27 protein-coding genes are annotated in these 26,116 nt (G+C 45.2%); 9 read left to right on the top strand and 18 right to left on the bottom strand.

What is annotated here, in order from left to right; genetic code table 11:
• Window positions 1–239 precede the first annotated feature (239 nt).
• Window positions 240–437, bottom strand: coding sequence for a hypothetical protein (locus H6F74_RS16890; RefSeq protein ID WP_190443126.1), 198 nt, complete (start codon window positions 435–437; stop codon window positions 240–242).
• 282 nt (window positions 438–719) lie between these two features.
• On the opposite strand from H6F74_RS16890, the gene H6F74_RS16885 reads away from it, so the two are divergent.
• On the top strand, window positions 720–1,679 hold the full coding sequence (locus H6F74_RS16885) for an SGNH/GDSL hydrolase family protein (protein ID WP_190443124.1): 960 nt from the start codon (window positions 720–722) through the stop codon (window positions 1,677–1,679).
• A 111-nt stretch (window positions 1,680–1,790) separates the two neighbouring features.
• Here H6F74_RS16885 and H6F74_RS16880 read toward each other — a convergent pair whose 3' ends face one another.
• From H6F74_RS16880 to H6F74_RS16865, 4 genes are all read right to left on the bottom strand, one after another.
• The gene (locus H6F74_RS16880; protein WP_190443122.1) at window positions 1,791–2,411 is read right to left on the bottom strand and encodes a hypothetical protein; all 621 of its coding nucleotides are present in this window, start codon (window positions 2,409–2,411) and stop codon (window positions 1,791–1,793) included.
• The gene (locus H6F74_RS16875; protein ID WP_190443120.1) at window positions 2,411–3,043 is read right to left on the bottom strand and encodes an AAA family ATPase; all 633 of its coding nucleotides are present in this window, start codon (window positions 3,041–3,043) and stop codon (window positions 2,411–2,413) included. Before H6F74_RS16875 ends, H6F74_RS16880 begins: the two co-directional genes overlap by 1 nt.
• Before the next feature lie 132 nt (window positions 3,044–3,175).
• The gene (locus H6F74_RS16870) at window positions 3,176–4,258 is read right to left on the bottom strand and encodes a DUF3616 domain-containing protein (protein ID WP_190443118.1); all 1,083 of its coding nucleotides are present in this window, start codon (window positions 4,256–4,258) and stop codon (window positions 3,176–3,178) included.
• 161 nt (window positions 4,259–4,419) lie between these two features.
• Window positions 4,420–5,088 carry an SOS response-associated peptidase gene (locus H6F74_RS16865; RefSeq protein WP_190443111.1) on the bottom strand — a complete coding sequence of 223 codons (669 nt, stop codon included), beginning with the start codon at window positions 5,086–5,088 and terminating at the stop codon, window positions 4,420–4,422.
• A gap of 186 nt (window positions 5,089–5,274) precedes the next feature.
• Between H6F74_RS16865 and H6F74_RS16860 the strand changes: the two genes are divergently transcribed.
• Window positions 5,275–5,757 carry a PD-(D/E)XK nuclease superfamily protein gene (locus tag H6F74_RS16860; RefSeq protein WP_190443402.1) on the top strand — a complete coding sequence of 161 codons (483 nt, stop codon included), beginning with the start codon at window positions 5,275–5,277 and terminating at the stop codon, window positions 5,755–5,757.
• Here H6F74_RS16860 and H6F74_RS16855 read toward each other — a convergent pair.
• Window positions 5,754–6,620 carry a DNA adenine methylase gene (locus H6F74_RS16855; protein ID WP_190443109.1) on the bottom strand — a complete coding sequence of 289 codons (867 nt, stop codon included), beginning with the start codon at window positions 6,618–6,620 and terminating at the stop codon, window positions 5,754–5,756. The genes H6F74_RS16860 and H6F74_RS16855 overlap by 4 nt on opposite strands.
• Before the next feature lie 331 nt (window positions 6,621–6,951).
• Here H6F74_RS16855 and H6F74_RS16850 point away from each other — a divergent pair, with 331 nt between their 5' ends.
• From H6F74_RS16850 to H6F74_RS16835, 4 genes are all read left to right on the top strand, one after another.
• Window positions 6,952–7,158: a DUF751 family protein gene (locus tag H6F74_RS16850; protein ID WP_190443107.1), complete on the top strand. Its 207-nt coding sequence runs from the start codon at window positions 6,952–6,954 to the stop codon at window positions 7,156–7,158.
• 48 nt (window positions 7,159–7,206) lie between these two features.
• On the top strand, window positions 7,207–7,608 hold the full coding sequence (gene rbfA, locus H6F74_RS16845; protein WP_190443105.1) for a 30S ribosome-binding factor RbfA: 402 nt from the start codon (window positions 7,207–7,209) through the stop codon (window positions 7,606–7,608).
• 5 nt (window positions 7,609–7,613) lie between these two features.
• Complete coding sequence (locus tag H6F74_RS16840) at window positions 7,614–9,236, top strand: glycoside hydrolase family 3 N-terminal domain-containing protein (protein WP_190443400.1); 1,623 nt, start codon at window positions 7,614–7,616, stop codon at window positions 9,234–9,236.
• A 290-nt stretch (window positions 9,237–9,526) separates the two neighbouring features.
• Window positions 9,527–9,766 (top strand): DUF4327 family protein, encoded by a 240-nt coding sequence (locus H6F74_RS16835; protein ID WP_190420427.1) that lies wholly within the window; start codon window positions 9,527–9,529, stop codon window positions 9,764–9,766.
• Between the two features lie 205 nt (window positions 9,767–9,971).
• Here the strand turns inward: H6F74_RS16835 and H6F74_RS16830 are convergent, their stop codons facing one another.
• From H6F74_RS16830 to H6F74_RS16820, 3 genes are all read right to left on the bottom strand, one after another.
• Complete coding sequence (locus H6F74_RS16830) at window positions 9,972–10,364, bottom strand: hypothetical protein (protein ID WP_190443103.1); 393 nt, start codon at window positions 10,362–10,364, stop codon at window positions 9,972–9,974.
• A complete protein-coding gene (locus tag H6F74_RS16825; RefSeq protein ID WP_190443102.1) occupies window positions 10,364–10,501 on the bottom strand; it encodes a hypothetical protein in 138 nt (45 codons plus the stop codon). Before H6F74_RS16825 ends, H6F74_RS16830 begins: the two co-directional genes overlap by 1 nt.
• A 111-nt stretch (window positions 10,502–10,612) precedes the next feature.
• Window positions 10,613–10,954, bottom strand: a complete 342-nt coding sequence (locus H6F74_RS16820; RefSeq protein WP_190420423.1) for a hypothetical protein — start codon at window positions 10,952–10,954, stop codon at window positions 10,613–10,615.
• Between the two features lie 240 nt (window positions 10,955–11,194).
• Between H6F74_RS16820 and H6F74_RS16815 the strand changes: the two genes are divergently transcribed.
• The gene (locus H6F74_RS16815; RefSeq protein WP_190443398.1) at window positions 11,195–12,100 is read left to right on the top strand and encodes a cation diffusion facilitator family transporter; all 906 of its coding nucleotides are present in this window, start codon (window positions 11,195–11,197) and stop codon (window positions 12,098–12,100) included.
• 199 nt (window positions 12,101–12,299) lie between these two features.
• Here the strand turns inward: H6F74_RS16815 and guaA are convergent, their stop codons facing one another.
• Both guaA and cbiD read right to left on the bottom strand, forming a co-directional pair.
• Window positions 12,300–13,910: a glutamine-hydrolyzing GMP synthase gene (gene guaA / locus H6F74_RS16810; RefSeq protein ID WP_347269524.1), complete on the bottom strand. Its 1,611-nt coding sequence runs from the start codon at window positions 13,908–13,910 to the stop codon at window positions 12,300–12,302.
• Between the two features lie 123 nt (window positions 13,911–14,033).
• Window positions 14,034–15,227 (bottom strand): cobalt-precorrin-5B (C(1))-methyltransferase CbiD, encoded by a 1,194-nt coding sequence (cbiD, locus tag H6F74_RS16805; RefSeq protein ID WP_190443100.1) that lies wholly within the window; start codon window positions 15,225–15,227, stop codon window positions 14,034–14,036.
• Between the two features lie 130 nt (window positions 15,228–15,357).
• On the opposite strand from cbiD, the gene H6F74_RS16800 reads away from it, so the two are divergent.
• Entirely contained in the window at window positions 15,358–15,690 is a 333-nt protein-coding gene (locus tag H6F74_RS16800; RefSeq protein ID WP_190443097.1) for an STAS domain-containing protein, read from the top strand.
• 132 nt (window positions 15,691–15,822) lie between these two features.
• Here H6F74_RS16800 and H6F74_RS16795 read toward each other — a convergent pair whose 3' ends face one another.
• Together H6F74_RS16795 and H6F74_RS16790 are read right to left on the bottom strand one after the other, a co-directional pair.
• The gene (locus H6F74_RS16795) at window positions 15,823–16,554 is read right to left on the bottom strand and encodes a pentapeptide repeat-containing protein (RefSeq protein WP_199301312.1); all 732 of its coding nucleotides are present in this window, start codon (window positions 16,552–16,554) and stop codon (window positions 15,823–15,825) included.
• Window positions 16,555–16,935: 381 nt separating this feature from the next.
• Entirely contained in the window at window positions 16,936–18,246 is a 1,311-nt protein-coding gene (locus H6F74_RS16790) for a pentapeptide repeat-containing protein (RefSeq protein WP_190443093.1), read from the bottom strand.
• A 256-nt stretch (window positions 18,247–18,502) separates the two neighbouring features.
• Between H6F74_RS16790 and H6F74_RS16785 the strand changes: the two genes are divergently transcribed.
• Window positions 18,503–20,008 (top strand): MFS transporter, encoded by a 1,506-nt coding sequence (locus H6F74_RS16785; RefSeq protein ID WP_190443091.1) that lies wholly within the window; start codon window positions 18,503–18,505, stop codon window positions 20,006–20,008.
• Between the two features lie 69 nt (window positions 20,009–20,077).
• On the opposite strand, the gene H6F74_RS16780 is transcribed toward H6F74_RS16785, so the two are convergent.
• From H6F74_RS16780 to H6F74_RS16760, 5 genes are all read right to left on the bottom strand, one after another.
• Window positions 20,078–20,305, bottom strand: coding sequence for a hypothetical protein (locus H6F74_RS16780; protein ID WP_190443089.1), 228 nt, complete (start codon window positions 20,303–20,305; stop codon window positions 20,078–20,080).
• A 90-nt stretch (window positions 20,306–20,395) separates the two neighbouring features.
• Complete coding sequence (locus H6F74_RS16775) at window positions 20,396–20,944, bottom strand: hypothetical protein (RefSeq protein WP_190443087.1); 549 nt, start codon at window positions 20,942–20,944, stop codon at window positions 20,396–20,398.
• A gap of 503 nt (window positions 20,945–21,447) precedes the next feature.
• Entirely contained in the window at window positions 21,448–22,437 is a 990-nt protein-coding gene (locus tag H6F74_RS16770; RefSeq protein ID WP_190443085.1) for an RNA polymerase sigma factor, RpoD/SigA family, read from the bottom strand.
• Window positions 22,438–22,967: 530 nt separating this feature from the next.
• Complete coding sequence (locus tag H6F74_RS16765) at window positions 22,968–24,686, bottom strand: DUF87 domain-containing protein (RefSeq protein ID WP_190443395.1); 1,719 nt, start codon at window positions 24,684–24,686, stop codon at window positions 22,968–22,970.
• Window positions 24,687–25,000: 314 nt separating this feature from the next.
• The gene (locus H6F74_RS16760) at window positions 25,001–25,801 is read right to left on the bottom strand and encodes a glutathione S-transferase family protein (RefSeq protein ID WP_190443084.1); all 801 of its coding nucleotides are present in this window, start codon (window positions 25,799–25,801) and stop codon (window positions 25,001–25,003) included.
• Window positions 25,802–26,116 lie beyond the last annotated feature (315 nt).

Raw genomic sequence — 26,116 nt, 5'->3', positions numbered from 1 at the left:
ACTAACCTGCGAAGATTTTCCCCCAAATATATCTACTATTATGTCCTCTCCTTGAGCTAACTTCTTGGCGACCAGTTCTGCACCTTCAGCTACATTTAGAGCTTTGCTTTGCTCGCTGATAGTCTCACTCCTGCATCCAGACTTTTTGCTTTTACACTCAATCTTAGCTTGGAGCGCTCCAAGCTAACATCAAGTGGAGTGGGTGCTTAGGACACCCCATCAGTGTCAATAAACGTAATTTAATAGCTGTCTTCGCCTGCAACCAGGTCGCTATCAGTAGGCACGCAAAAGTCTTGATTAAGGGAGGCATCACGGATTGCTTGCCACTGACAAAGGAGTTCATCACCCCTTAGATCGTTGACTATGTATTGTTTAACAGCCTGTTCCAATTCTTGCGGGGTTTTGGGAACGGGGACAGTACAGATAAGTTCAGGCATAAGGAAACCTCTGCTGAAAGGACGGATATCAGGATTAAGACCCTATAAGTCATATTTTAATGACATTTAAGGAAAAAGTAGCGAAAGTTACATTTTTAAAACATAACTTAGGTTATTGACCGGGAGAAGTACCTAGCCTGTAGCGATCGCTTCCAGCATCTTGCAGATGGCAAGTCCCCTGTCGTCATAGCGAGTTGCGGATGACTCTCGAACAGCCAGCCATTTTCCAGAAATGCTACAAGTAAAAAGCAACTGTTGTAGCTCAAATCGGAATCTCTGGGGATGTTGATAAAAAAAATTTTGGTGGCTACGGCTGGAGCAGCGATCGCTTTCTTCACAGTTTTGGGCTTTCCCAAGGAAGTTTCAGCGCAGAATTTTGATGAGATTTATGTCTTTGGCGACAGCATCTCGGATGTTGGCAATGCGTATAAAGTTACAAGAGGGGAAAGTCCCTCAAACCCTCCCTACTTTCGCGGGCGCTATTCTAATGGTTTAGTTTGGGCGGACTATCTCGCAGCTAAGCTGAAATTAAAATCCACTACAGAGACTAACTTCGCCTTCGGAGGTGCAAAAACAGGTAATTCTAGGCAACTTCCCCCAGGATTGCTGACGCAAATTGAAACTTTTAAAGCAACCCATTCTTCCGCAGATCCGAAAGCTCTATATATTGTCTGGGCTGGTGCTAATGATTACCTGGGTGGCGCTACTGACTCTACCGCGCCAGTTAATAATTTAAGCGCAGCAGTGAAATCTCTCGCTGACGCTGGCGCTAAAAATATCGTAGTAGTTAACTTGCCAGATTTAGGAAAACTTCCAGGTACGCGCATCAGCGAACGTTCCAACTCGCTCAACAATTTGACTCAGAAGCATAACTCTGCATTAGGTGCATCTCTCAACAATCTGCGCCAGCAACTAAGTGATATTAAAATCACCTATCTTGATGCGAATTCTCTCTTTAATCAAGTTGTCAACAATCCAGAAAAATTTGGTTTCACCAATGTAACTAACGCCTGTCTAAGCCAAGCTAGGATATGCGATAATCCCAACGAATATTTATTTTGGGATAACATCCATCCGACAACCGCCGCGCATAAATTACTCGTAGAATTAGCTTTTGCATCGTCCAAACCCGCGCCCCAACCTGTTTCTATCTCTACCCCTATTCCTGTTGTACTGGGCGCGATCGCATTTGGTGTAGGTACAGGTTTTATTGTCAAGCGCCAAAAAGCCGTCAAAAACTGATTTTAAGTTCGGTAGGCTATCTTAGCAAAAATAGTAGGGTGGGTACCGACCAAATCTTTCGATAGTAGGCAATCCCCGCCCTACAAAATTATTCTTTGAATGTATACCTATTTACAGTAACCAAGTCTTTGCGGCAAAATCACCAGGCTCATCTGCTTCTTTGAAAACTGGCCGTTGGTGCCGCACGAATGATTGGGTTAGTTGTCCTTTGCTAGGTGGCTTATCTTGCTTGTCTTGCTTATCTTGCTTATCTTGCTTGTCTTGCTTGTCTTGCTTATCTTGCCTGCCTTTTTTCAGAGCATTAACTTCATCACTCAGTTGAGAATTAGCTTCTGCAAGTTGCATAGCTGCATTTTTAGCTTGCTCAAGTTCTGACTTTACTTTGTTTACTTGTTTAAGCTCTTTCTGAAGCTTTTGTACTAATTCTTTTTGCTCATCAAGATTTGCTTCCAAATCAGACATTTTTTCCATTAGAGAGCTTTCGTTTTGACGCGATCGCTCTAGAGTTGCTTTCAAGTCCGTCACCATTGCTTCTAAATCAGCTTTGGTTGGATTTGTCCGCTTAGCAGTAGTTTGTTCAGAGGTATCTGTTGACGATTCCTCCTCCTCAGCTTGCAACTCTGATTCTGAAACTTTATGGGCCGTGACTTCTATAACAGTTTCACCTTCTTCTTTGTCTGGTAAATTTTGTGCTTCTTCGCGTAGCAAATCTGAGAGACGTTTTTTAGTCATTATTTCCTCCAATCACGTTGTAATTCATTAGCCACACGGCGGTAGTCTGCCTGAGCCTCCCGTCCATTCGTCCCGCGCCATTTAGTAATAGGCACCCCCTCTAGCGCCGCTCGTTCGTGGGCTTTGTAGGCGCGAATAAACGCATTACAGGTGGGTATTCCTAGCTCCATAAGAGTGTTTTGAGCCTCCAGTGCTTCCCCTACACTCCGCCCATCCACCTTAGTTAGCAGCACCCGATGGGCGACTCCCACGGGCATAACGGCTTCCCGAACTGTTTCAATAAGTACAGCCAGATCCATTGCTGATGGGGGTGTAGGCAAAACCAGATAATCTGCGATCGCTACTACCGCCGCTAATGCTTCGGAGTGCAACGCCGGAGGCGTATCCACTACTACTAAATCGTAGCCTTCTATCTCGCATAAATTACTCAAAAGTTTTGGGTCAGTCTCTTGGGCTAGGTCAAAGCCCATCCCTTTCTCACTACGCCCAACCCACCAACTCGCCGAACCCTGAGAGTCTGTATCGACCAGAAGAACCCGTTTGTTTTCCGAGAAGGTAGCCGCCAGATTGACTGCTGTCGTGGTCTTACCTACTCCTCCCTTCCCGTTGAGAATAGCGATTATTCTTGGCACTGTTCGCCTTTGATGCTGACCTTAGAAAAATATACCGCTTTATCGGCTATGAAATTTTTTTTTTGCCTTATTTCTTTGGCTGCCAACATATATCATGCCATTGATGTATATCTTCAGAAAGAATCGACACCATCACTTCAGTCTGAAAACATCGGCAAAAATACTATGCGACTCCAGTATTCTGTTCTCGTCAGGTGAATCATAAACCACCATAAGAGAATTTTGCTGTCCTAAACAAGGAAAGAGTGCCAACCCCTCAGCATGATCTGAACCAAACCTGAAAGGCAAATCTAAAACTACTTCCAAGTCTCCCTCTTCCTGCCCAGATATACTGTTTTCAGGATGATCTAAGCCATTTTTTAACCGAAAAACTCGCAAAGCACCTTCTAGATCCATAGTAGGGCCCGCGAGTATTAATAAGTCTTCACCATCTAGACACAGTTCTCGTACACCTAAGCCATTCAGATTCAGAAAATGTTTTTTGTATTGCTCCCCTTCTTTACCGATTTTTTTCAGTGTTAAAATCCCTGGCTCTGTTTCTTCAACTTCTATCTCTAAAATCAGCGCCCAGCCTCTGAGTACAGGGCCGCGTAAGCCGATGAAAATTTTATCTCCCCGAACAGCTAATCCTTCAATATCAAATCCATTTTCTTTAGAGGGAATAGAACTTGTTATAAAATGCCCTATGTGGCGGTCTTCTTTTAGGGCTTCCATCAACACATTGGTATTATCGTCTATCTTTTGCAGACAACCTGCTGTCATTTTTTTGTCTGGATTATCTGGATGAGAGCATACTTTAAATAACTCCTTCCCCACCACAGGGATACGAGCTAGTACATAACGATTTAGTTCTCTTTCTACTGTGGCTAGTTTATCTAAATCTTTTTCTAAATCTTTACCCTTTACTTTTTTCCGCTTTGTACTATGCGAACCGATTATCCATAGATAATTGTTGGCATAATCCATCCCTTCTATATCAATTTCGCCTTCTTGATTAAATAAATCAATAAAATTCTTAACAAAAAATTGCTGATGATCGCCGAAAATATATGGCTCAATAGGTGATAACCGCTCAAGAGTTCTGGTTTCATCAGAACCTACCCACAAGCTACCATCAGGTGTGAAAGCAGCCGCTGATAAATCTTGTCCGAGAGGTTCATCTGCTTTGCCATTGAAGCGAATTAGCACGCGACTTAGTAGAAAACTTTCTGGCATAATTGCTTACTTCCTAAAATGGTTGGGGAGCGTTACAATTCTGTATTAGCATATCCCAATGCAAGTTTCATACCCTCTATCGGAATAAATAATTATCTATATAAATAAAAAATAGGGTGGGGAATATCCGCCAACCCTACTATAGTTATATTGCTAGTTGCTCACAAACTATTAATCAACTCCGCCGAGTCATTCACTGGCTTATTCACCTTCGTGCTAACTGGATAAGCTGTCATTTCTTCGGCTGAGTAGGGATGCAACAAAGGCTGCAATAACTCTGGCTTTTTTACCTCTGTATCTAGCCATAAATCGTAGTCTTTTGGATCAATAATTACAGGCATCCGGTTATGGACGGGGCGCATCAAATCATTAGGTTCTGTTGTCAAAATTGTACAAGAATCAATCACCTCACCATCGCCACTTTTCCAATGCTCCCAAAGCCCAGCAAAGGCAAAGGGACGCTCATCGTTCATGCGAAAATAAAAAGGTTGCTTGTTCTTTTCTTGCTGCTGCCACTCATAAAAGCCATCAGCTAAAATTAGACAACGGCGCTGTTTAAAAGCCGCTCGAAAAGAAGGCTTTTCGGTTACTGTTTCCGCCCGTGCATTAATCATCCGCGCCCCCATTTTTGGATCTTTCGCCCAACTGGGAATCAGCCCCCAATGTAACATTTGAAACTCCCTTTGGGGCTGTTCTGCATTCTGTAAAATTGTCTGAATTTGCTGGGTAGGTGCAATGTTATAACGGGGCGTTAAAGGAGGAACATTGCTTACCTGGAATACTTGGGCAATTGTTTCTGTTGATTTACTTTGACTGAATCTTCCACACATGATTTTATCCCACGCGACTAATTACAAAGTGGCAAGCCAATTTTATTTACTTAATAGTATCTATGTACTATTTTAAGCCAAAATTATAAACTTTTATCTTCTTGTACTTGAATATGCCGAACTGGAAAAAAGTTTACTGTAGAGTTAATATTTCTTTAGGATGTACCGTCTCGGTTGGGAAAGATGATGACTCAGGGCGGCAGAGCAAATCGGTCTGGTAAAGTTTTAGAAAGAACTGTAGAAGCAACCCTGCGAGAACATGGATATTTCCAAGTCGCTAATAATTTACCGAATAAGCAGCGACGCGACTACATTTTAAACGGTTGTCTGCTACCTAAACGCTATGCAAGACAGGTTTATATTGGCAACGGCATTTATGGAACTGACATCTATGTAGACTTTTATATTATTGGTTTAGCTGCCTTTCCTTCGGGGTTAATTATTGAGTGCAAGTGGCAACAAAGCGGGGGTTCTGTTGATGAGAAACTACCTTATGTCAACTTAAATATTCAAACTTGCTATCCAGTTCCATCTGTTGTAGTAATAGACGGTGGCGGTATGAAGCCGGGAGCAGTTAGTTGGTTTCACAAACAAGTTCACTCAAATGCAAATTTATTGGCTGTGCATACATTAGTAAGTTTTATGGTCTGGGCTAACAACAATCTTTAATAGGAAGTCACTAAAATTTCGGAAATCTTACCTCGTTTTTGGGGATTGGAATTAATTGCTCTTGATGCTGATATAGTGTGAATAGTAGGAAGATTATTGGCTTGAAAAATTTTATCGTCACTGTAGAGTTCTCGAATGAAGGTACAGTCAGAATTAGACAGCATAACTTTGACACCCTGCGCTGCAAGTTGTGCAAATACATTCCTAAGTTTTATCTGATTGTCTTCATTAAAGGAATAGCGACTATAGGCTGTGAAGTAACTGGTATCGCTTAGAGGATGATAGGGCGGATCGAAATATACAAAGTCATCAGAATTTGCGTACTTCAGGATATCTTCAAAAGGTCTGACATCAATAACAGCAGACTGAAGTGCAATTGATACTGAACGCAGTAAATCTGGCTGGCAAATCGCAGGATTGACATATCTGCCTATGGGTACATTAAATTTACCTTTGGAGTTTTCTCGATAAAGTCCATTAAAGCAGGTTTTGTTTAAATAAATTAAACGAGCTGCCCTTTCTAAGTCTGTGTTATAAGACAGCGATCGCATCTCATAATAATACGCTTTATTATGCTTTATTTGATGGTGTGACAACAACTCGATTAAATGCTCAACGTTATCTCTGACGCACAGATAGGTTTCAATTAAGTTGTTATTTATATCGGTTAATACAGCTTTTTTATGAAAAGCTTGATTAATATAAAAAAATACAGCGCCTCCCCCTAAAAATGGCTCGTAGTAATTTTTGAAGTTTGTAGGAAAATAATATTTATACTGTTCTAGTAATTTGCTTTTTCCTCCCGCCCATTTTAAAAAAGGTTTGGTAATATTTTTATTTTCTGTGTTGGGTTGTACTAGCATTTAGCAATAAGTTTAGATCAACTATATAAAGGTATTACAATTTTACAAGATAAGGGTTTAATATCAATAGTGAGTTAGATAAATAATTGCTGAAAATTAAAACATTAGTTGTAACAGTTAAAAGCCATAAAATTAACCATAATAACGCGCTCTAAGCAAGTTAATAGGTGTATAATCGGTTAGTGTTTGGGCGAGAAGACCAATAAGTGCGATCGCGCTTATTCCCTGACGATAGCAGGATAAAGCGATCGCGCTCTTGCGGACTTGTCGAACTTGCGCTTTAAATGTTAACAGTAAAAATGCAGTACCTTATAGCTGCGGTCTCCAACATATGTTTGATGGCTTTTGGGATAACATCTCTCGCTACCCTCGCTACTTGGTGACAATCATCCTAGGGGTGTTCTTTTACGCCTTTGCGTGGTTGCAGCCACTGATGAAAAACCCGATAAGCGCGATCGCCACGATCAGCTTATTTGTAGCAGGCTTAACTTTTGTTGCCCTCACCCTACGGGCGATGCTGGGGTTGGCCCCAGTTTAGTACGATAAAAAATCATTGCTCAGACTGTCTTAAAGGCAGCGGACTACTATGGCTACGAGTCGTCGCGTTTCTCGCGTTTCAGCACTAATTAAACGCGAAATCAGCCAATTGCTGCTCCAAGAAATCAAAGATGATCGCGTAGGCGCTGGAATGGTCAGCGTTACAGATGTCGATGTTTCCGGCGACCTGCAACACGCTAAAATCTTTGTCAGCATCTATGGCACCGATGAAGCAAAAGCAGAGACAATGGATGGTTTAAAGGCAGCAACCGGATTTGTGCGCCGGGAATTAGGTCAACGACTGGGGCTGCGTCGGACACCAGAAATAATGTTTCTGGAAGATGAATCTTTGGAACGGGGCGATCGCCTTCTAAGTTTGATAAATCAGCTTAGTAATGAGCGTAAGCCAGAAAGTGTGGAAATGGAAGACATCGTTGAGGCCGAAGATTGAAATCTGTGTCGGAGTCGCTACCTGAGTGGGAATCGCTAACTGTGCCACAACAGGTAGCGCAAATGTTTGTAGTCAGAGCATCGGGATACCTGTTCGATCACCAAATACAGTACCCAGAATGGGAACCACCCAGAGCAAAGCTGCAACACTGGATACAGGATTTGGGCGTTGGCGGTGTAATTTTGTTGGGAGGCAGTGCGGGAGAATTGGCACTGCGATCGCAACAACTGCAAAGTTTTGCCAAAATCCCTCTGCTGATTGCCGCTGATATTGAAGAAGGCGTTGGGCAGCGGTTTTCTGGGGCAATTTGGTTTCCCCCGCCGATGGCAATTGGGGCAATTTTCCGGAAAGATGTCGCCAGAGCCTTGCATTACGCCCAGGAAATGGGCGCTATCACCGCCTCGGAAGCACTAGCTATTGGGATCAACTGGGTGCTATCCCCCGTCGTGGATGTCAACAACAATCCCCTTAATCCAGTCATTAACGTGCGGGCTTTTGGGGAAACCCCAGAGGAAGTAAGCCAGCTGGCATCTGCTTTTATTCGGGGCGCACAACGTTTTCCGGTGTTGACCACTGCCAAGCATTTTCCAGGACATGGCGACACGGCGGTTGATTCTCATCTAGATTTGCCCGTCTTGCCACACTCACCAGCACGACTAGGGGAAATTGAACTGCCACCGTTTGCCTCAGCGATCGCATCCGGTGTTGACGCTGTAATGAGCGCTCATTTGCTCATCCCCGCTTGGGATACCGAACGCCCCGCCACTTTGTCTTATCCTATTTTGACTTCTCTGCTACGGCAAGAGTTAGGATTTGACGGTTTAATTGTCACCGATGCCCTGGTAATGGGAGCGATCGCTAACCGTTATGGAGCTTCGGAAGCCCCCGTCTTAGCTGTAGAAGCCGGGGCGGATATTTTACTAATGCCAGTAGATCCTGCTGGTGCCATCCAAGCAGTTTGTGACGCTGTGACAGAGGGGCGCATTTCCGAGGAGCGAATTCGCGCCTCTGTCGAACGTATCTGGAAAGCTAAACGCAAGGTGCAGGGAAGTAGGGCAGACTTGGGAGATGCCCCAATCTCCAATCCCCAATCCCCAATCCCCAATCCTCTACAACTCGCCTCACCCCACGCACTAAACACATCTGCAAACATTTCGCGAGATTCCCTGCTAGTTCATGGCCAGGTTCCTCTGCCTAGAAACACAGGCAACTTACGCAATTTAATAGTGGTGGATGACGTACTCAATTGTAAGTTTTTGAGTAAACTTGCCCCGGCTGTGGCATTGCCAAAAAGTTTAGGCTATCAATTGCAACTGGTTGACCCCCATACCCCGACTGCGGCATTGTCAGACGCGATCGCTCCCATCTCGACAACACAAACATTGCTTCAACTTTTCATCCGTGGCAATCCTTTTCGAGGCAGTGCTGGCTTAACACCCGTTGCTGAAGATTTGTTTAAAAGATTATTAAAAAACGCCGAGCTACAAGCCTTAGTAATTTATGGTAGCCCGTATATCTTAGAGCAGTTTCTTCCGCATCTGCCGCCAGAAATACCTTGCGTGTTTTCTTATGGACAAATGTCAGAAGCTCAGGCGATCGCTCTGGAAGTTTTGTTCCCTCCCCAATAAATTGACTGTTAGAGGTATGCCAGTTTTTTAAACTTTTTTTAACATTTTGGCTATCCTACCTTTATTTATTCATAAATCAAGAGCGCTAGGCTAGGCGTAGCTATGTCCTTTCTGGCGTAATTTCATCCCTATATAGACGGAATTTATTGTCAAAAGTCCCTGACTTTTGCAATCTTTATTAAAAAGAATATTTAGTTTGTAACTCAATATACTGAACTTTTTATATGTTCGCGCTACGAACTATTCGTTAAGATTAATTTTAGATCCGTTAGTTTATAGGTTGAGGACTTATGAGCGTTGACACAATGCTAACTGGTGCGTCTGTATATTCCATCGATGTTATTCAAGATGAAGCACGTCAATTAGTGGAGAAGGGAGTTGTGACTCGTCAGCAACCGATCTACGTCCTTTGTCAGTACATTCCCGCTCGTGAGTGGGTTTGTGTTGAGTGTGAACTAGAAAGGTGCAATATCTTACTCCGCGATCGCATCGGCGATCTGATGGGTCAAGAAGAATGGGATAACGACTGATAAATCTACATTGAAGACAATTTTAAGACAAGGAGAGCGGTTCACCAGGAAACTTGGTGCAACCAAAAGCAATCCGTCCTCCACGCTTAAGACATCACAGTGGAAGACAGCTATCTCTGGATTACCTGCCAATTTTTACTTTTAATGCCCGATCTAGAGAACTTATCTCTTATGCGGGTTTGACAAAATCAATTCTAAAGCCGATCTAAATCTCTGAGCCAGGGTTGCGTAGCTTCTCTAACTCAGTCCGCATAGCAGCAATTTGTGCAGTCAACTCCTGTAGCTCTATCTGCACATCCTGTTGGGCAACCGATGTCGTCGAGGTTGTGACAGTAGAACTGGGTGTCCCATAGGTAGGCGTACTCTCAGTCCGATCAGTTGGTGTTATTAGCGAATCAACAAAACTTCGAGCTACCTGCTCAGTTGTCTCTCCTTTTTGTGCCAGCTGCTCTAAGAGCAAATTTGAGTCTGTTTTTAACAGTTCAAGATTTTGTTCTCGCTTTTGCGGGTCTTGTACGCTCTCCACCAGGGAAGCCGTCGCACCCAAGGTGACGCGAAATCCTTTGTGTACTAAGTCAAAGAGATTATCAGAGTTCATTAGGTAAATTGAGCCAAATTGAATGATTTGATAAGAATCGAGCGATCGCTATAGTTGACTTCCTTTTGGGATGCCAAAATGCGAACTGTGGGGCGAAGCTCACCTTGGTGCCAGCTAAGCACGGATGCCGATGACATCTAAACTTGCCGACCATTTTAAGCATACAAAGGGACATTGTGCTGAGATACAAGGTTAAAAGCATCCTTCTTAAGAAGGATGCTTTTAACCTTGTTTTTTAGCTTCCTGGTTTAGCTTACTTGCTCTAGGTACTGATTGATATCCTCAATCAAGCGAGTAAGTTCAGCTTCCGTAGTCAAGCGGATGCGTTCATCACGCAGGGTAAGCAGAACTTTAGCTGCAAAAGGGCTGGGCCAGATATTAGGGTTGCAGAAAATCTCTAGAAAGACATCTCCGGTGTAGCGATACTCCATTGGTTTCTGGGGATTAGTTTTACCGCCGCCACCAGCTACCAACTTAAGACTCTGCATTAATTGTGCGATCGCGCCTTGTAAATCTTGCGCCGCTTGGGGCGTAAAGCTGAAGGTGACAGAGCCTTCAACCAGGTTAAGCCTGAGTTGTGAACCGGACATGAGTAATTAACAGTGAGAAGTTAGGAAGCGAGGATTGAATTAACTCGTAACTATAACTTCTTACCACACAATAGAATCTGTAGGTGGAGTTTCGCGATCGCTCAACCCAATTTTCTTTTCTGGGTGAGGTTCTTCAACCCAATCTCCAAAATTTTTTCTAACCCGAAATAGATGCTATCGGCAAGCAATAAGTTCTAGACTGGGTGCCATAAAATCCAAATGGCGAGTGAAAGAAATTCTGTGGTTACAGATAACCGCTCGGCAGTGCGTAAAGTTTTAATTATCACCCTGCTACTCAACCTGTTCGTGATGGGATTGAAGGCTGTAGTGGGAACGTGGACAGGTTCTCTCTCGCTGCTGGCTGATGCCTTACATAGCGTAACCGATAGTGCCAATAACGTTTTAGGATTAGTCGCCAGTCAGTTTTCTTCTCCCCAACCAGATCGGGATCATCCTTACGGACACCAGAAATTTGAAGCAGTGGGAGCATTGGGAATTGCTGCTTTTTTAGGTATCGCTTGCTTTGAAATTTTGCGAGGTGCAATAGAACGAATTATCAAGGGCGGCGGCGACCCAGTAAAGATATCACCATCAGAGCTGTGGTTGCTGCTGATTGTGTTAGGAGTTAATATTTTTGTCACATTCTACGAGTGCCATGTCGGTCAGCGGGTAGGTAGCCCAATTTTGATTGCTGATGCCCAGCATACGATGAGCGATGTTTGGGTGACGATTACCGTTATGGCTGGGTTAATTGGTGTCTGGCAAGGTATTCAGTGGCTAGATATAGTTTTGGCTTTTCCAGTTGCTTTGCTGGTGTTTTGGAGTGGCTGGAATGTTTTAAAAGATAATTTGCCTTGGCTGGTGGATGAAATGGCGATTGCGCCTGAAGCAATTCATGGGATTGTAATGCAAGTACCTGGAGTAATTAACTGCCACGAAATTGCCTCCAGAGGTATCGTCGGACGACAAGCCTTTATTGAAATGCACTTAATTGTAGATGCCATTGATGTCGAAACTGCCCATCGAATCACAGAAGAAGTCGAGAAACGCTTGCAAGAACGATTCAACCCCGTCCGAATTCTTATTCACGTTGAACCACCCGCTTACCAATCTGACCAAATTACCTACAAAACGGAATCAAAATAGGCATAGTTTTCCACAGGAAGAGGGGCTTTTCCACAGATTTTTGCAGGTTTTCCACAAAAGTTAAGGAAAAGACAATAACTTAAAAATAAATTTTTAACGCCAAGGATCACAAAGGGAGGCGCATTACGCAAAGGAGATTACTCTGCGTACCTTTGCGATCCCCTCTGCGAACCTTTCCCTTAACAATCCTTCCTTTTCTTCATTCCCACTCGATAGTTCCAGGTGGCTTAGAAGTGATATCGTAAACCACGCGATTGACACCCCGAACTTCATTCACAATACGAGTAGAAACGGTTTCCAAGAAATCATAAGGCACCCTTGCCCAATCCGCCGTCATGCCATCTTCACTGGAAACGAAGCGTAAGACAATCGGATAAGCGTAAGTACGCTGATCGCCCATCACGCCTACGCTGCGAATAGGTAACAACACAGCAAAAGCTTGCCAGAACTGGTTGTACATTCCCTGGCGATTAATTTCCTGACGGACAATTAGATCGGCATCGCGTAGAATTTCCAATCGCTCTGCTGTAACTTCGCCTAAAATGCGAATTGCCAGTCCAGGGCCGGGGAAGGGTTGCCGCTGTACAATTTCTTCTGGTAAACCAATTGAGCGCCCGACTTTTCTCACTTCATCTTTGAAGAGTTTTCGCAGCGGTTCGACTAACTTAAACCGTAAGTCTTTAGGCAAACCGCCGACGTTGTGATGGCTCTTAATTTTCACGGCTACCCGTTCGCCAGATTTGGGGTCAACGTTGGTATCAGCTGATTCAATAACATCTGGGTAGAGAGTGCCTTGGGCAAGATAATCAAAGGGGCCAAGACGTTTAGACTCTTCTTCAAAGACGCTGATAAATTCGTGACCGATGCGGCGGCGTTTTTCTTCGGGATCTGTGACATCAGCGATCGCATTCAGGAAACGTTCTCTTGCTTGGACGTGTTCCACAGGAATATGAAATTGCTCTTGGAACAGCTTGACTAAGCGTTCTGGCTCCTCTTTCCGCATGAAGCCTTGGTCAATAAACATACAAGTCAACTGATCGCCAATTGCCTTGTACAGCAAAAAGGCCAACGTGGAAGAATCGACACCGCCGCTTAAAGCTAACAGCACTCGCTTATCGCCAACTTTGGCGCGGATTTCTCGAATTGACTGCTCAACAAAAGCTGCTGTTGTCCAAGTCGGTTCGCAGTCGCAGATGTGATAGACAAAGTTGCGGATTAAGGCAATACCGCCAATCGAGTGAACGACTTCTGGATGGAACTGGACACCGTAGAGCTTTTTCTCGTGGTGAGCGATCGCAGCGCAAGGAGTATTCGCTGTGTGTGCCAGCACCTCAAACCCTTCTGGCATCTTGGTTACAGAGTCCCCATGACTCATCCACATGGTGGTGCCATCTTCCACATTGGTGAGCAGATCCGTGGGATCGTCAATCAATAAGGATGCCTTGCCATACTCTCCCCGGTCAGCACTGGTGACTTCCCCACCCAGCTGCTGCACCATCAGCTGCATTCCATAACACACTCCCAGTATGGGAACGCCCAGATTCCATATTTCGGGATCGCAATGGGGCGCTTTCTTGTCATAGACGGAACTAGGGCCACCGGAGAAGATTATTCCCTTGGGATTGAGTTGCTTTAGCTGTTCGGCTGTGGTTCGATAAGAAAGCACTTCCGAGTACACTTGTGTCTCCCGAATCCGACGCGCAATCAGTTCGGAATACTGAGAGCCGAAGTCAAGAATCACAATAATTTGGCGGTTCAGTTGCCCCAAATTCTCTTCTATTTGAGGCAGTGGTTGTGTCTGTAGAGTCACCGGAGTATCCTGAATGGTGATAGTGTGGATATTCAATAGTTAGTTACTAATGACTAATAACTACTAATTTTCTAGAAAACTTCTTTATTGCTATTTATTAAGTTAATTGCTATTCCTATAAAATTAACACACTTGATACAGTAACGCGGCACCATTTTGGCTTTTGACGATAATCTGGCGATCGCGATCGAACAGCAGGGAACCGACAGTAACTTGAGTATCGATCATCGTGCGGATGTAAGCTTGCGATCGCGTGTCAATAGCCTCGGAAAGTGAGCTATAAACTTGATTGGCGATCGCGCCTCCACTAGCATCGTCCAATTGCCGCAGGTAAAAGAGCGCATCTTCAGCTGTAGCACTTTGGAAAATTGCCTGCAACGCCGCAGTCGGTAAACCCAGCTTTGCACAATGAGCAGTCAAAATTTCCATCCTTCCATCAGCAAGGTGGTGGTGCGTGTGAAAAATTCCCCCCGCAAGTTTTATCAGTTTGCCGTGGTAGCCAAATAATAATATTGACTTAACCTGCTGCAATCCAGCTTCTACCAACATTGGGCCAAGCCAGTTAGCAGTTTTTACCATTCTGTCTGGGTGAATACCCAATTGTCGCGCCAAGTCTAAGCCATTTTCCCCTACGCAGAACACCAAACAGCCGAAGTGGGCTTTGTGTTGCAGTTCCTCGCGGAAAGCTTCTAGCTGTCCAGTAGCACTCAACGGCTGAGAAATGCCTGTAGTTCCCAGTAGCGAGAGTCCATCCACAACGCCAAAAGCTGCATTTGAGGTGCGTTGGGCAAGCGATCGCCCGAAGGGCAAAATAATCGTCACCTGGATTTTTTCCTCTGGTGAGAGCAGACGCTGCAAATTCTCTTGTAACAGCCGCTGGGCATAAGCATAAATTGCTGGTTTGTCACCAGCATTCACGATTCGCCCAATTCCTTCACCGCCTTTGATCCGGATGGAGGAGTGAGGAGTTTGGAGTGAGGAGTGAACTGATTCTTCTTTTCCTTTTGCTACCCCGTTTAAAAAAGGCGATTGCCTTTTGTCTTCTTCAAGCCATTCCACCAACACCCAGATTGGTGTGTTGCGGGTGAGGTCAAGGTTATCGCCGGGATCACTGGTGGTAATTGCCAGCGCCATCCCCTCACCGATCTTAGCAACCTGCTCAATGAGTATTTCTACTGTGTCGGCGGGTTCAATTAAATCCACCGACACAGCGTTTATTTCTAGTTGTTCTTGGCGTAACCAGCGCAGGGCGGCAATTGCAGCGGCACAAGCAAAGACTGGCAAGGTATATCCAAAGCGGGGCGGGGTTGAGGTCATTGTGAGAGTGCGATCGCGATCGCTGCGCGGGGGTGACTTTTAACAGCTCTGTCATCAGCCTTTCATTGGATTCTATCAATATAAAGATTTTGTAATTATTTCCTGCTCAACGAGACACTCTGGAGGTTTCATGAAATTTTTCTTTACGAACTTGTTTTCCAAAGCTCCTGCTCAAATTTCTAAATCAGAATTTCGACCAAGCACTGTGGTAATCAGACCCAGTGGGTGCTTAGATAGCAAGACCAGCCCTGCTTTTATTAAGTCTCTAGAGCAAGCTTTGGAATTGGCGACAGATACTGTGGTGGTAGATATGATTGCGGTAAATGCCATCAAAAGGGAGGGAGTCAAAAGCCTACTGCATGGAATGAAGAAAGCTGCGGCGCTGGGCAAAACCCTAACTTTTGAATTTCTGGATGTGGCGACGCAAAGAGTTCTCGAAGCTGCCTGGAACTATGAAATATAATTCGCAAAAATTAAAAGCTCGACTTATGCAACCTCCTAAGTCGAGCCTTTTGGTTTTAATATTCTGGTCTTGGCCCTACGCTAGGACAATTATTTTTTCTTGCAGGTCAGCGATCGCTTCTTCAATTCCCACTCAAGCAACTTCCAGATTGTCTACTGTGACTGTAGGGTTATCAAGAACAGCGATCGCCAAATTCAACTGGTTCACTCCCTTTAGGTTCAATTCTGATGTAAAAATCCGATCAACTGTACAACCCTCAAAGTTTGCCTTCTCCAAGTTTGTCCGAATCATCTGAGCCTCGCTCAAGTTTGCCCATCTCAGGTCTGCCTTGCTGAGGTCTGACCCGCTAACAACTGCCCGTCTCAGGTTTGCCCATCTCAGGTCTGCCCCACGTAGGTTTACCTCAGAAAGTTGTGCATCACTGAGATTGGCTCCACTCAGGTTTGCCTTTCTCAGGTTGGCAGAGGTGAATTTTACCTCGCTGAAGTTGGCTTGGCACAGAACTGCATTACAGAGGTTAGCCCCACTTAGGTTAGCTCCACTCAGGTCTGCCCATCTCAAGTCTGCGCCGCTGAGGTTTGCGCCGCTCAAATCTGCGCCACTCAAGTTGGCAGAGGTGAGATTTGCGCCTCTAAGATTAGTCCAGGCGAGGTCTGCGCCGCTGAGATTGGCTTGGCTAAGGTTAGCTCGTCTGAGGTTGGCATTTCTCAGGTTTGGTTGCAGCTGAGGATGCTCTTTTCTTGTCTGATTCCAGGTTTGTACTCCAGAATTTAGCAAATCCAACTGCTGATTGGCTGCACCTTTAAACCGGGTTGCGATCGCAATAATTGTGGGATTATTTTTTCTATCTATTTTGCTTTTCACTATATAACTTCCCATTTTTTCCTTAGTAATCTCAATTATTTGAACAAAGCTTCCGGATAATTTCACCTTATAGCGATCGCAATTTTTCATCCTTTCAAAGCAATTTAGCTTTTCTACTCTTGGAGTCAATTGATTAACTTAACTAAAAGCGCGATTCGCTTCTAGACCTTACTTTCTATATCTTAAGGAATATATTTGATGTTTAAAAACATTTAGATTAACGTTCACTTAATCTTCAAATTACTGGCATTTATCTAAGGAAGTAGTAAAGATTAAAAAGCGGTGTTGGACAATTGGGTAGCTATCAAGCGAAATCCCTCTTAATGTACAACACCAAAAAAGTCTGTATTCTAAGCTACAGAACTCTAAATAAAAGCTATCCTAATACCCGCTCCGCAACTCCTGTGCCTTAGCTTGGGCTGGGGCAATGATTTTTTCTTTCAGGTCAGCGATCGCTTGGCTTAGACTCGGATACTGGTAAGTTGGGAGCATCCAAGGATATTCGTGCAAATCCTCCGATATAGCTAAGTGGGTGGTATCAACTTGCACTAACGGTTGCACTGGGACTTCAGAGATACCTAGGAGGATTTTCAGTAATTCCTGGGGGATGTGAGGAGCGTCTGTGAAATCGGCAATGATAAACTTCACCATTCCCGCCACAGTGGAGATTGATTCTTTAAGTTCGGGCGTTGTTGATTTTTCTAACTCAACCGACATGGGCAAATAGTCATGTTGACGAAGAGCATCCCGAATTTCCTCCAGTAATACAAGGCGATCGCTACTTTGAAAGCAGCCCAGGATCAGCACAATGTTGGAGTGAATAGAATTAAAAACCTCGCGGACTTTCTGGTGATTTAGCAGAAAGTAAATAAACTGAGCCACTTCCAGATTATCCACCGCGATCGCGCCTTCCCCTGGAGGAGCTACGCTGAGGTTTAACTGGTTGGCTGCTTCCAGATTCAACCCCCAAGAAGAAATACCATAAATTAAACAACCTGCAAGATTCGCCTGCTCAAAGTTAGTCTTGAGCAACCTTGCTCCCATCAAGTTTGCCTCACCCAGATCGGCTCCGGAGAAATCCGCACCTTGTAAATCCGCACCAATGAGAATCGCGCCCCGCAAATCCGCCCCGATCAGGTTCGCGCCGATCAGGTTTGCTCCCCGCATATCCACCTCACTCAGATTTGCCCCGATTGCGATCGCCCCGGATAAATCTGCTTTGCCGAGATATACCCAGTGAAGATCGGCTCCATCCAGGTTCACCCTACTCAGGTTCGCTTCTAACAGGTAAGCCTCGCTGAGGTTTACTTCACTCAGATCCGCCTCAGACAAATCTGCTTTACTCAAGTATGCCCCACTCAAGTTAGCGCCCCGGAGGTCGGCTTGAGACAGAGATGCCCCCATTAGGTTCACTCCACTCAAATCTACGCCACTCAGAGATGCCTTCATCAGGTTTACCCCGCCCAAATCTTCCTGGCGGAGATCGGCTCCTCTGAGGTCTGGCGGTATTCCTGGACTCAAAGAGCGCCACTTATTCCAAGCTTCTACTCCTTGCTTTAGCAGAGCCAGTTGTTGCTCGTTTGCCATGCAGCTCCACGCCCCTTTATTTTGGCAGATGCCATTACTGGCCTTTGGTACGATGTCTTGGCGCTTACTTCCTGGTAGTGATGCACCCAAGCCATAGAGATTCACTGAGATTTTTTGGGAAAGCTATATAAGACAGCCAGACTACTCAAACTACCACTTTCTAAATAAGTATGCTCTTAGGTTTATTTTTGTTTGAATAGATTAAGAAGTATTTCTTTGTGGAGTAGATTCCCCCGCACAGAATTTCTAGTCTATCAAAAGCCTTAATTTTAAACCAACTTAGGAATAGTTGTGTTTATCAGTGAGGATTTTGGTGTTCGCCTTATACCAGCTAGTTTGAAACCAGTCTAGGAGCGATCGCTTGCAAGCCCCAATTGAAAACGTATCTCCTCCAAATTTAGAGGTTCTAGAAACCACCCCAGGTTCTGTGGTGGTATCCCCTCAATCGCCAGCGAAAATTTCCAAAGATGCCATTCGGTCTAGTCTGAAGGCATCTGCCTGGGATGCCGTATTTGCTGCCATTTTTGGCAACATTACTGGCGGTGTCTTACTGAGTAATTTTTTGCTCCAACTGGGTGCTGGCCCAATTGAGATTGGTATGCTGTCCTCAGTTCCTATGTTGGTGAATTTGCTGCAACCGGTGGGAGCATATCTGTCGGAGCAAAGCACCAGCCGCTACTGGTATAACGTCTGGATTTACGGCCCATCACGGCTGCTGTGGCTGATTTTAGTATTGGCGATTGGGTGGAAAAGCTGGCATCACACCGATTTGCACACATTAGTCGGCTTGACATTGGGGATAGTCTTGGCAACCAATGTTGTTGGAGCCTTGGGAAGTGCGAACTGGATGAGTTGGATGGCGGCGTTGGTTCCCGAAAGGTTGCGGGGGCGCTATTTCGGCATTCGCAATAGTGTCACAAGCTTGACTACGCTGCTAGGCATACCCCTGCTGGGTCTAGCAGTGTCTGCTTGGCCTAGTGGGACGATTCAGGGTTACGCCGTGGTCTTAGTTCTGGGGGTAGTCATGGGGCTAATTAGTCTCGTCTGTCAATTTTTCATGGCGGATGTGAACCCCCGGATGCAATTCGCAGCAGCAGGGGAGAGTGGGGAAGTAGGAGAAGTTCCCCCCCTCACCCCATCACCTCAGCACCCCCTCTCCTTATCTCGCTTTGAGCCTAATTTCTTGAGGTTTTTGCTGTACTTTGGCTTTTGGGCATTTGCAGTCAATATCTGCACTCCCTTCTTTGGTCTTTACCTGCTGGACAATCTGGATATAAGTGTCACCTGGGTAACTTTCTATAGCAGCTTAACGTCTGCCGCTACCTTGGTGATGATGGTGGTGTGGGGCAAGCTGGCAGACAGGATGGGGAATCGTCCGTTGCTGGTATTTGTGGGAATACTGGTAGCGGTGACACCTTTATTCTGGCTCGGACTTGGGGCTGACCCGATTTCTGTTTGGATTTGGTTCCCGCTTTTACACGTGCTGATGGGTGGGACATGGGCAGCCATTGACTTGTGCAGCAACAATCTGCAAATGTCAGTGGCATCAGGGCGCAATCAGTCTACTTACTTTGCGATCGCTGCTGCTGTTTCTGGGGTTTGTGGTGCCTTGGGAACGACTACTGGCGGCTTTCTGGCTTCTCAAGTCAATTTTGGGGGTTTGCAAGCAGTGTTTGCCCTCTCTGCTGCCTTGCGGCTAATTGCTTTATTAGCTTTGTTCTTTGTGAAAGAAAAGCGTTCTACCCCACTATTGCAAGTGATGAGATCGCTTGTTCCCTTAAAACCTCAACTGCTCCCAGTTCCATTAGTTGTACCAGGAGTAGAACAATCCCAGTTAAACCCTGAGCCAGTTGAAGTTCCCGAATAAATTTGTTAGTGGCTAATAGCTATTAGCCATTAGCTATTAAACTTATATTTTCTGCGGTTAGGAAAATACTTATTGACCAGATTTATCAGATTGTTCAACTAATTTTTTCAAACGAAGATATGCCTCTTCTGGTGTAAGAGGTTCAGATTCTATCTCGTTAGGGATGTAAAATTGTCTGCTATCTGGAAAGTGACGTACAACAAAACTAGGGATAAGGCCTAACTTCATAGCCTTTTTACCTAGCGCTTCGGCTGTGTCTGAAAGGCTTGATTCGTCATGGAACGCATACTCGCTCATACCCTTTTGTCTCCACCATATCTGTAAAGCTTACACTCTTGTGGGAGCAACCGTCTTGAGAAATAGTGCTGCAAGCCCGCTCCACAAAAGTTACTGTTGAAAATTGGCTTTACAAACGTCCAACATCCGCTGGTCGTTATTGCTAACGTTGGTAATTCGCTCATATCCGTGGAGTTGTAAGCTACCGTCAGTTTGCAAGCCGCTACTTGAAGCCACAGGCGATGGCTGTTGAAGGGCAATTGAGTAGGGATTTGTTGTTTGGTCGTAAGGATCTACCACGGTCAAATTCATTTTCTGTGCTGCAACCGTGCCGGAAAAACAACTAAATTCTGAAGAAGGCATATACAATGCACCAACTACTTTTCCCTGACGCGCTTCAAACACCATATACTCTTGACCAATTTGTTCCGGCTCTTGGGAACTACCATAGAGGTAGATTCCATCAGGAACTCGCTTGGTTGGTGAAATAGTTGCTTGTGCAATTAGTGAGGGCGAACTAAGTTCGGCTGCTGGCAAAAGTGGGGCTAGTGTCTCCAAAGCCGCGGCGCTGGTTGCCATGCCTACTGTTAGAAGTAATCCCAAAGCAGGCACTTCAAAATGACGCTGTTGAAAAAATCGATCGAAGAATTTGTTTAGCACCGTAGTATCCCCTTAGCAATTAAGAGTAGACACACTCAAGACCCTAATTAAAAAATAGCTAATAATTGAGGTTGAATGCTTCACTCAAATGGGTGAAAGACTTCTCACCCGATAGGAGTTTTTGTTAAGTCAAGCGACGTATTGAGGACAATTTTTTCTACAGGAGATTGCCCCTGAAGTCTAGAAGACTGATTTGTACTCCCTTGATTCAGCCGTTCCATTAGCTTTCCTCAATGCGTCAGCGTGGGCTTGTCTCTTAACTGATCGTTGACTTCATCGGCACCAGCCTGAATTACGCAAAGACTTTAGGAAACTTTACAAAAGTAGGAGTGCGGGCAATCCCCACCTACTGAATCCTGAAGGGCAGAGGGGAGGAGATGTTTAACCAGATAGGGACAAAAAAGCCAAATAAGTAATAAACCCGCTCCTAAAACTTAGTAGGGGCGGGTTTATTGGATATAACTGCCAGAACCGGGAATCATTGGTTAATCCCGCTCCCACAGTTAGCTAGCGGCGATGTATTCGCGGACATTAGCTTGACGACGGCGCAGATGTGCGAGGGCTTGGTGTTCGAGTTGGCGTACCCGTTCACGGCTGAGGTTCAGTCTCTCGCCTACTTTCGCTAGAGACAGCTCGTTGCCATCGTTTAAGCCAAAGCGGAGGGTTAAGACTTCTCGTTGCTGCGGTGTCAGTTCTGCTAAGAGATCATCCAGGTCTTGCCGCAGAGATTCCTGGGTCATGTAATGGTCAGGAGTGGGGCCGTCATCTTCTAGAAGGTCTTGCAGTTCGGTATCTTGGTTATCACCGACGCGCACATCTAGAGAAATTGGTTGACGGGCGATATTCAGGTACTCGCGGATCAAAGCGGGTTCTAATTCCAACGCTTCGGCAATTTCACCGGGGGTAGCGCTGCGACCCAGCTTTTGAGCCAGTTCCCGTTGTACTCGCTTAATTTTGTTCAGCTTCTCGGTAATATGGATGGGTAAGCGAATAGCTCTGGCTTGTTGAGCGATCGCACGAGTAATCGCTTGGCGAATCCACCAGTAAGCGTAGGTGGAGAATTTGTAACCGCGCATCGGGTCAAATTTCTCTACGCCCCGCTCTAAGCCTAACGTGCCTTCCTGAATTAAATCCAGAAATTCCATGTTACGCTTCTGGTATTTCTTGGCGATCGCTACCACTAGACGCAAGTTGGCTTCGATCATCTTGCGCTTGGCTCTCGTTCCCAGCTTTATTACTCTTTCTAATTCAGCTTCACTCAGCTGCACATGATCTGCCCACTCTTGATGAGTTGGTTCGCGCTGCAATGTTTCTGCCAAAGCGTCTTTAGCTTCAAGCAACGCCATCATTTGCTGCACCTGCTTACCATAGACAATTTCTTGCTCGTGGGTCAGCAGGGGTACGCGCCCAATCTCATGCAGATATGTGCGAACCATATCAGCTGTAAACATGGGTTGTTTAGTCGTCTTTTTTTGGGTGTTGGCAATTGGCATGAGTGAGTGGTGACTCCGTAAACAAGCAACAAATCTGTAGCAGGGGTTAAACTAAATAGGAGATTGCCAGCTGTTAAGATGAGAATAGCTAGGTCAATCTGCCAGACACATCCTGCGAAAGTTGTAAAGATAGCCTACCCATTTGAATAGGCTACCGTAACACACAAGGGACAATTCGTCAAATACTTCCGCTGGGGATACCTCTCAAGCTGGTATCGACCACTTATTAGCCACTCCTGATATGTAGTCAAGGCTAAAGTCAAAGTCGGTATGAGTTTGTCTTACATTTCTATAATATCACTAATGTTAGACGACGCTTGAGGGTGAAAGGTTCATCCGATAGGGTTAAAGTTGCCGCCACCACCAATTTTTTTACGCTGGAGTGAAGCGGGGCCTATAAGGATCTATCTCATATATATAATGATGACCGGAAAACCCTGAAACTGATACAGGTGTTCTTGTGGGATAACCGAACTGATTTTGGGAAGAAGTCCGTAGTCACCACGTTAGGAATCTTCCCTAAGAACTGGCTAAAATCCAATATCAGCTTTAGCTGCTTCGGCGGCGGCGAACACGTCCTCATCAGACATTTCTTCCCAGCAAGTATCACCGATTTCTCTGTAGAAGGTTTCATCATAAGGACGAGTCCGCACTACTACTGGCATGGGGACAGCGTGACCTAAAATTAAAGCTTGTTGCTTGGAATCCAGTTTGGCGAGAACGGAACGCAGACTCGCACCGCCAGAGACACCTGTGAAAATAGCATCGATGTCTTTTTCATCATTCAGCAAAGCGGTGATGCGGGTGCCAATCTGAGACATCACCTCATTATCAATCCCAGACGGACGCTGGTCTACCACTAAGAGGGTGACAAAGTATTTTCGCATTTCGCGGGCGATGGTGCCAAAGATGGTACTTTGGACGATCGCTGGGTCAAGGAAGCGGTGTGCTTCTTCAATAGTAATTACTAACTGCTGCGGGCGATCGCTTGTATTTTTTGTCTGCAAAAATGTCTCAGCTTTGCGGACATAAGCTGCGTGAATGCGACGAGTAATCATATTCGTCACTAACATATAAGAAAGCATATCTGACTGGGAACCAAATTCAATCACTACGTGCTTACCAGCATCGAGAGATTGCAAAATTTGATTTACATAGTTGTGAGGACAAGCAGTTCGGAGATATTTTAAGTTTTCCAGACGCATCAGTTTGCGCTGCAAGGACATAATCGAACCTTTATGGCCCTTCCTTTCCTCGCAGAACATCTGGATTTCCTCGTTGGTCATATTCAACAGTTGGACAATCCAAGAGTTGCCAAACTCGGCGTTTAGAATGTTGGCGTTGTCTAAAGCAGCTTCGGAAAGACCTAACTCGTTCCGCACCAGAAAGATATCTTGAACTTCTATTTGGTCGTAGCTGAGGTAAAGTTCTTGCGCGTCGCGGACTCCTCGCCGCTTGGTAGATTGGGGGTCGAGGGTGTACATTTCTACCTGACCGGGAAATAGCTGGCGCAAACCTTTTACAGTGCTGAATTGTTTGCCTTCGCGGACTGCTTCCCAGCCATATTCCGAGTGCATATCAAAAATTAAGTTTACCGCTGCTTGCCTGCGGATGATGCCAGATAATAGTAGGCGGGTGAGAAAAGATTTGCCTGTGCCAGATTTACCAAAAACACCGTTGCTGCGTTCTACAAATCGGTCTAAATCTATACAAACTGGTACTTCCATATCCAGTGGTTGACCGATGGCGAAGTTGCGGCGGTGGGGGTCGTCTTCCCAACCAAAGACGGCGCGAAAATCGCGTTCAGTGGCATCATAAACTTGGCTAAAGTGGCTAGGAACTGTTTTAACTGGCAGCAACTCCATGTCGCCGCTAGTTTGCGCTTGAAATGATGCGATCGCGCTTACTTTCTTGGGATTTGTGTCAGCTACCACGTAAGTTCCGCCAGATTCGCTTGCATCTCTGGTCAGCATCAACATCGGTGTTAAATTGATGGTGCCATAGGTGCCACTTCCTGCCAAGACTGCTTGCAAAAAGGTATCATCGGCACTGGGAGGATCGGCGACAATTCGCTGACTAGAAGTTCCCAAAGAAACGTCGGTAAGCATACAGAAGAAGTCTGAACGAACGCCTCTGACAACTAAGAATTTGCCTACCCGCATATCCTCAACAGAAACATCGGGATGCAGTTTTACTTCTAGTCCCTGACTGAGGGAACCTTGAACTACCGATCCTAATGGCTTGTCCATCATAGTTCGATCTGACATAAATGCTGTTGCTTAGGCTTCCAAAGTTTATCGTACTTTTAGGTAACTATAGCAGTCCTAAATCATTTGTGAAGGCGAGATCCCCGACTTCGTAAGAGAAGTCGGGGATCTGAAGGGTTGGCACCTCACAACTAAAATAGGATTGCTATAGCTATTAGTTAAAAATAATTGTAGTTAGGTTTCGTTGCTACGCTAACTACGCTAATTAGGTGGGAAAAAAGTGATCAAAACAATTAGTAGGGTGAGCATTGCTCACCCTGTTTCTTAGATAATAGCGATCGCTATCCTAGGATCTTCTAATCAATTTCAATCGCTGTCGGTGTCGATCCGGTTGCACCTGCGGTAGTATTGGCGCTCAAGGGTTTGCGATAATCTGCATATAAGCGATCGCGCCAGTTGAAAAATGTTTCGTAGGCGACATTTTCCGCAAATCCAGGGATTCCATTACCTTTGAGGGTTTCGGGAAGGTCGAGATAAGGCCCTTCGGGGAATTTGATTAGCATACTCAGTCCCGCAACAGCAAAATCTGCAAGTGTTGGGTAGTCGCCGACCAGGTAAGGACTTTCCGTTAGGATCAGGTTGATGGCTTCCAGGTTTTGTCTGAGGTCAGTTGTTGCTGATTGTACGGCCTCTGGGCCGTAGCCGACACCTAAGCCGAGGATATTCAGCACTTCACTCGGTACTGCACCGACGAGAGTTTTGACAACATCAGGCGTGTTGCTGGGTAAAATCGAGGTGCGGAAATTCTGATTTTGGGTGATTGCCCCAAACAATACTTTACGGCTTTTCAGACCAATTGATTCATCTGCCCAGTCTTCTAAAGCCAAGCATAAGCCTTTTTGTTTGGGGTCAACTGGAATTAGGGGTCGGTCTGGATATTGTCGGTCGAGGTACATAGCGATCGCTGTAGAATCAGCTATTACCGTATTTCCATCTTTCAGCACTGGTACTTGTCTTTGACCAGACATCCGGAACAGTTCCACTTGTCCCACTCCGGGTGTTACTTCTATTTTGCGGTAGGGTAGCCCTTTGTAATCCAATATCAGCCTTACTTTTTCGGAGTAGTGGGATAGTTCAAATTGGTATAATTCCAGCATTTTGTCTTTCCTGCAAGTTTTTCAGAACCGAGAGACGCGATCGCGTCTTTGGTCAATTTAACGCTTTTAGCCTACCGCAGTTGTCATTTTTTCGCTTTAAATCAGAACGCCAAGCCGCCATTCTTTTAATTCTTTATTTTACGTTGCTTGCTTATATTATGGCTCTACCGAACTTGTTATGTAAAAATGTTAAAAATGGCTAATCAAAATAGCAGAAACAGAATAGGTATAAGAAGTGACATTTGTTGCGGGGCTTGAATTCTGGGATTGATTGTGATTAAGTAGATGCAGTAAAAAAGCAGCCCCAGACTGGGT

This window comes from Trichocoleus sp. FACHB-90, assembly GCF_014695505.1.
GTDB classification, from domain to species: domain Bacteria; phylum Cyanobacteriota; class Cyanobacteriia; order Cyanobacteriales; family FACHB-T130; genus Funiculus; species Funiculus sociatus.
The sequence above is the reverse complement of the archived record's forward strand: the minus strand, read 5'-3'. Positions and strand labels throughout refer to the sequence as shown.

Excerpts from the sequence above, each read along its gene's own strand:
- H6F74_RS16890 (WP_190443126.1), bottom strand. The coding sequence starts at position 437 with ATGCCTGAACTTATCTGTACTGTCCCCGTTCCCAAAACCCCGCAAGAA.
- H6F74_RS16885 (WP_190443124.1), top strand. The coding sequence starts at position 720 with ATGTTGATAAAAAAAATTTTGGTGGCTACGGCTGGAGCAGCGATCGCT.
- H6F74_RS16880 (WP_190443122.1), bottom strand. The coding sequence starts at position 2,411 with ATGACTAAAAAACGTCTCTCAGATTTGCTACGCGAAGAAGCACAAAAT.
- H6F74_RS16870 (WP_190443118.1), bottom strand. The coding sequence starts at position 4,258 with ATGCCAGAAAGTTTTCTACTAAGTCGCGTGCTAATTCGCTTCAATGGC.
- H6F74_RS16865 (WP_190443111.1), bottom strand. The coding sequence starts at position 5,088 with ATGTGTGGAAGATTCAGTCAAAGTAAATCAACAGAAACAATTGCCCAA.
- H6F74_RS16860 (WP_190443402.1), top strand. The coding sequence starts at position 5,275 with ATGACTCAGGGCGGCAGAGCAAATCGGTCTGGTAAAGTTTTAGAAAGA.
- H6F74_RS16855 (WP_190443109.1), bottom strand. The coding sequence starts at position 6,620 with ATGCTAGTACAACCCAACACAGAAAATAAAAATATTACCAAACCTTTT.
- H6F74_RS16850 (WP_190443107.1), top strand. The coding sequence starts at position 6,952 with ATGTTTGATGGCTTTTGGGATAACATCTCTCGCTACCCTCGCTACTTG.
- rbfA (WP_190443105.1), top strand. The coding sequence starts at position 7,207 with ATGGCTACGAGTCGTCGCGTTTCTCGCGTTTCAGCACTAATTAAACGC.
- H6F74_RS16835 (WP_190420427.1), top strand. The coding sequence starts at position 9,527 with ATGAGCGTTGACACAATGCTAACTGGTGCGTCTGTATATTCCATCGAT.
- H6F74_RS16830 (WP_190443103.1), bottom strand. The coding sequence starts at position 10,364 with ATGAACTCTGATAATCTCTTTGACTTAGTACACAAAGGATTTCGCGTC.
- H6F74_RS16825 (WP_190443102.1), bottom strand. The coding sequence starts at position 10,501 with ATGTCATCGGCATCCGTGCTTAGCTGGCACCAAGGTGAGCTTCGCCCC.
- H6F74_RS16820 (WP_190420423.1), bottom strand. The coding sequence starts at position 10,954 with ATGTCCGGTTCACAACTCAGGCTTAACCTGGTTGAAGGCTCTGTCACC.
- cbiD (WP_190443100.1), bottom strand. The coding sequence starts at position 15,227 with ATGACCTCAACCCCGCCCCGCTTTGGATATACCTTGCCAGTCTTTGCT.
- H6F74_RS16800 (WP_190443097.1), top strand. The coding sequence starts at position 15,358 with ATGAAATTTTTCTTTACGAACTTGTTTTCCAAAGCTCCTGCTCAAATT.
- H6F74_RS16780 (WP_190443089.1), bottom strand. The coding sequence starts at position 20,305 with ATGAGCGAGTATGCGTTCCATGACGAATCAAGCCTTTCAGACACAGCC.
- H6F74_RS16770 (WP_190443085.1), bottom strand. The coding sequence starts at position 22,437 with ATGCCAATTGCCAACACCCAAAAAAAGACGACTAAACAACCCATGTTT.
- H6F74_RS16765 (WP_190443395.1), bottom strand. The coding sequence starts at position 24,686 with ATGGACAAGCCATTAGGATCGGTAGTTCAAGGTTCCCTCAGTCAGGGA.
- H6F74_RS16760 (WP_190443084.1), bottom strand. The coding sequence starts at position 25,801 with ATGCTGGAATTATACCAATTTGAACTATCCCACTACTCCGAAAAAGTA.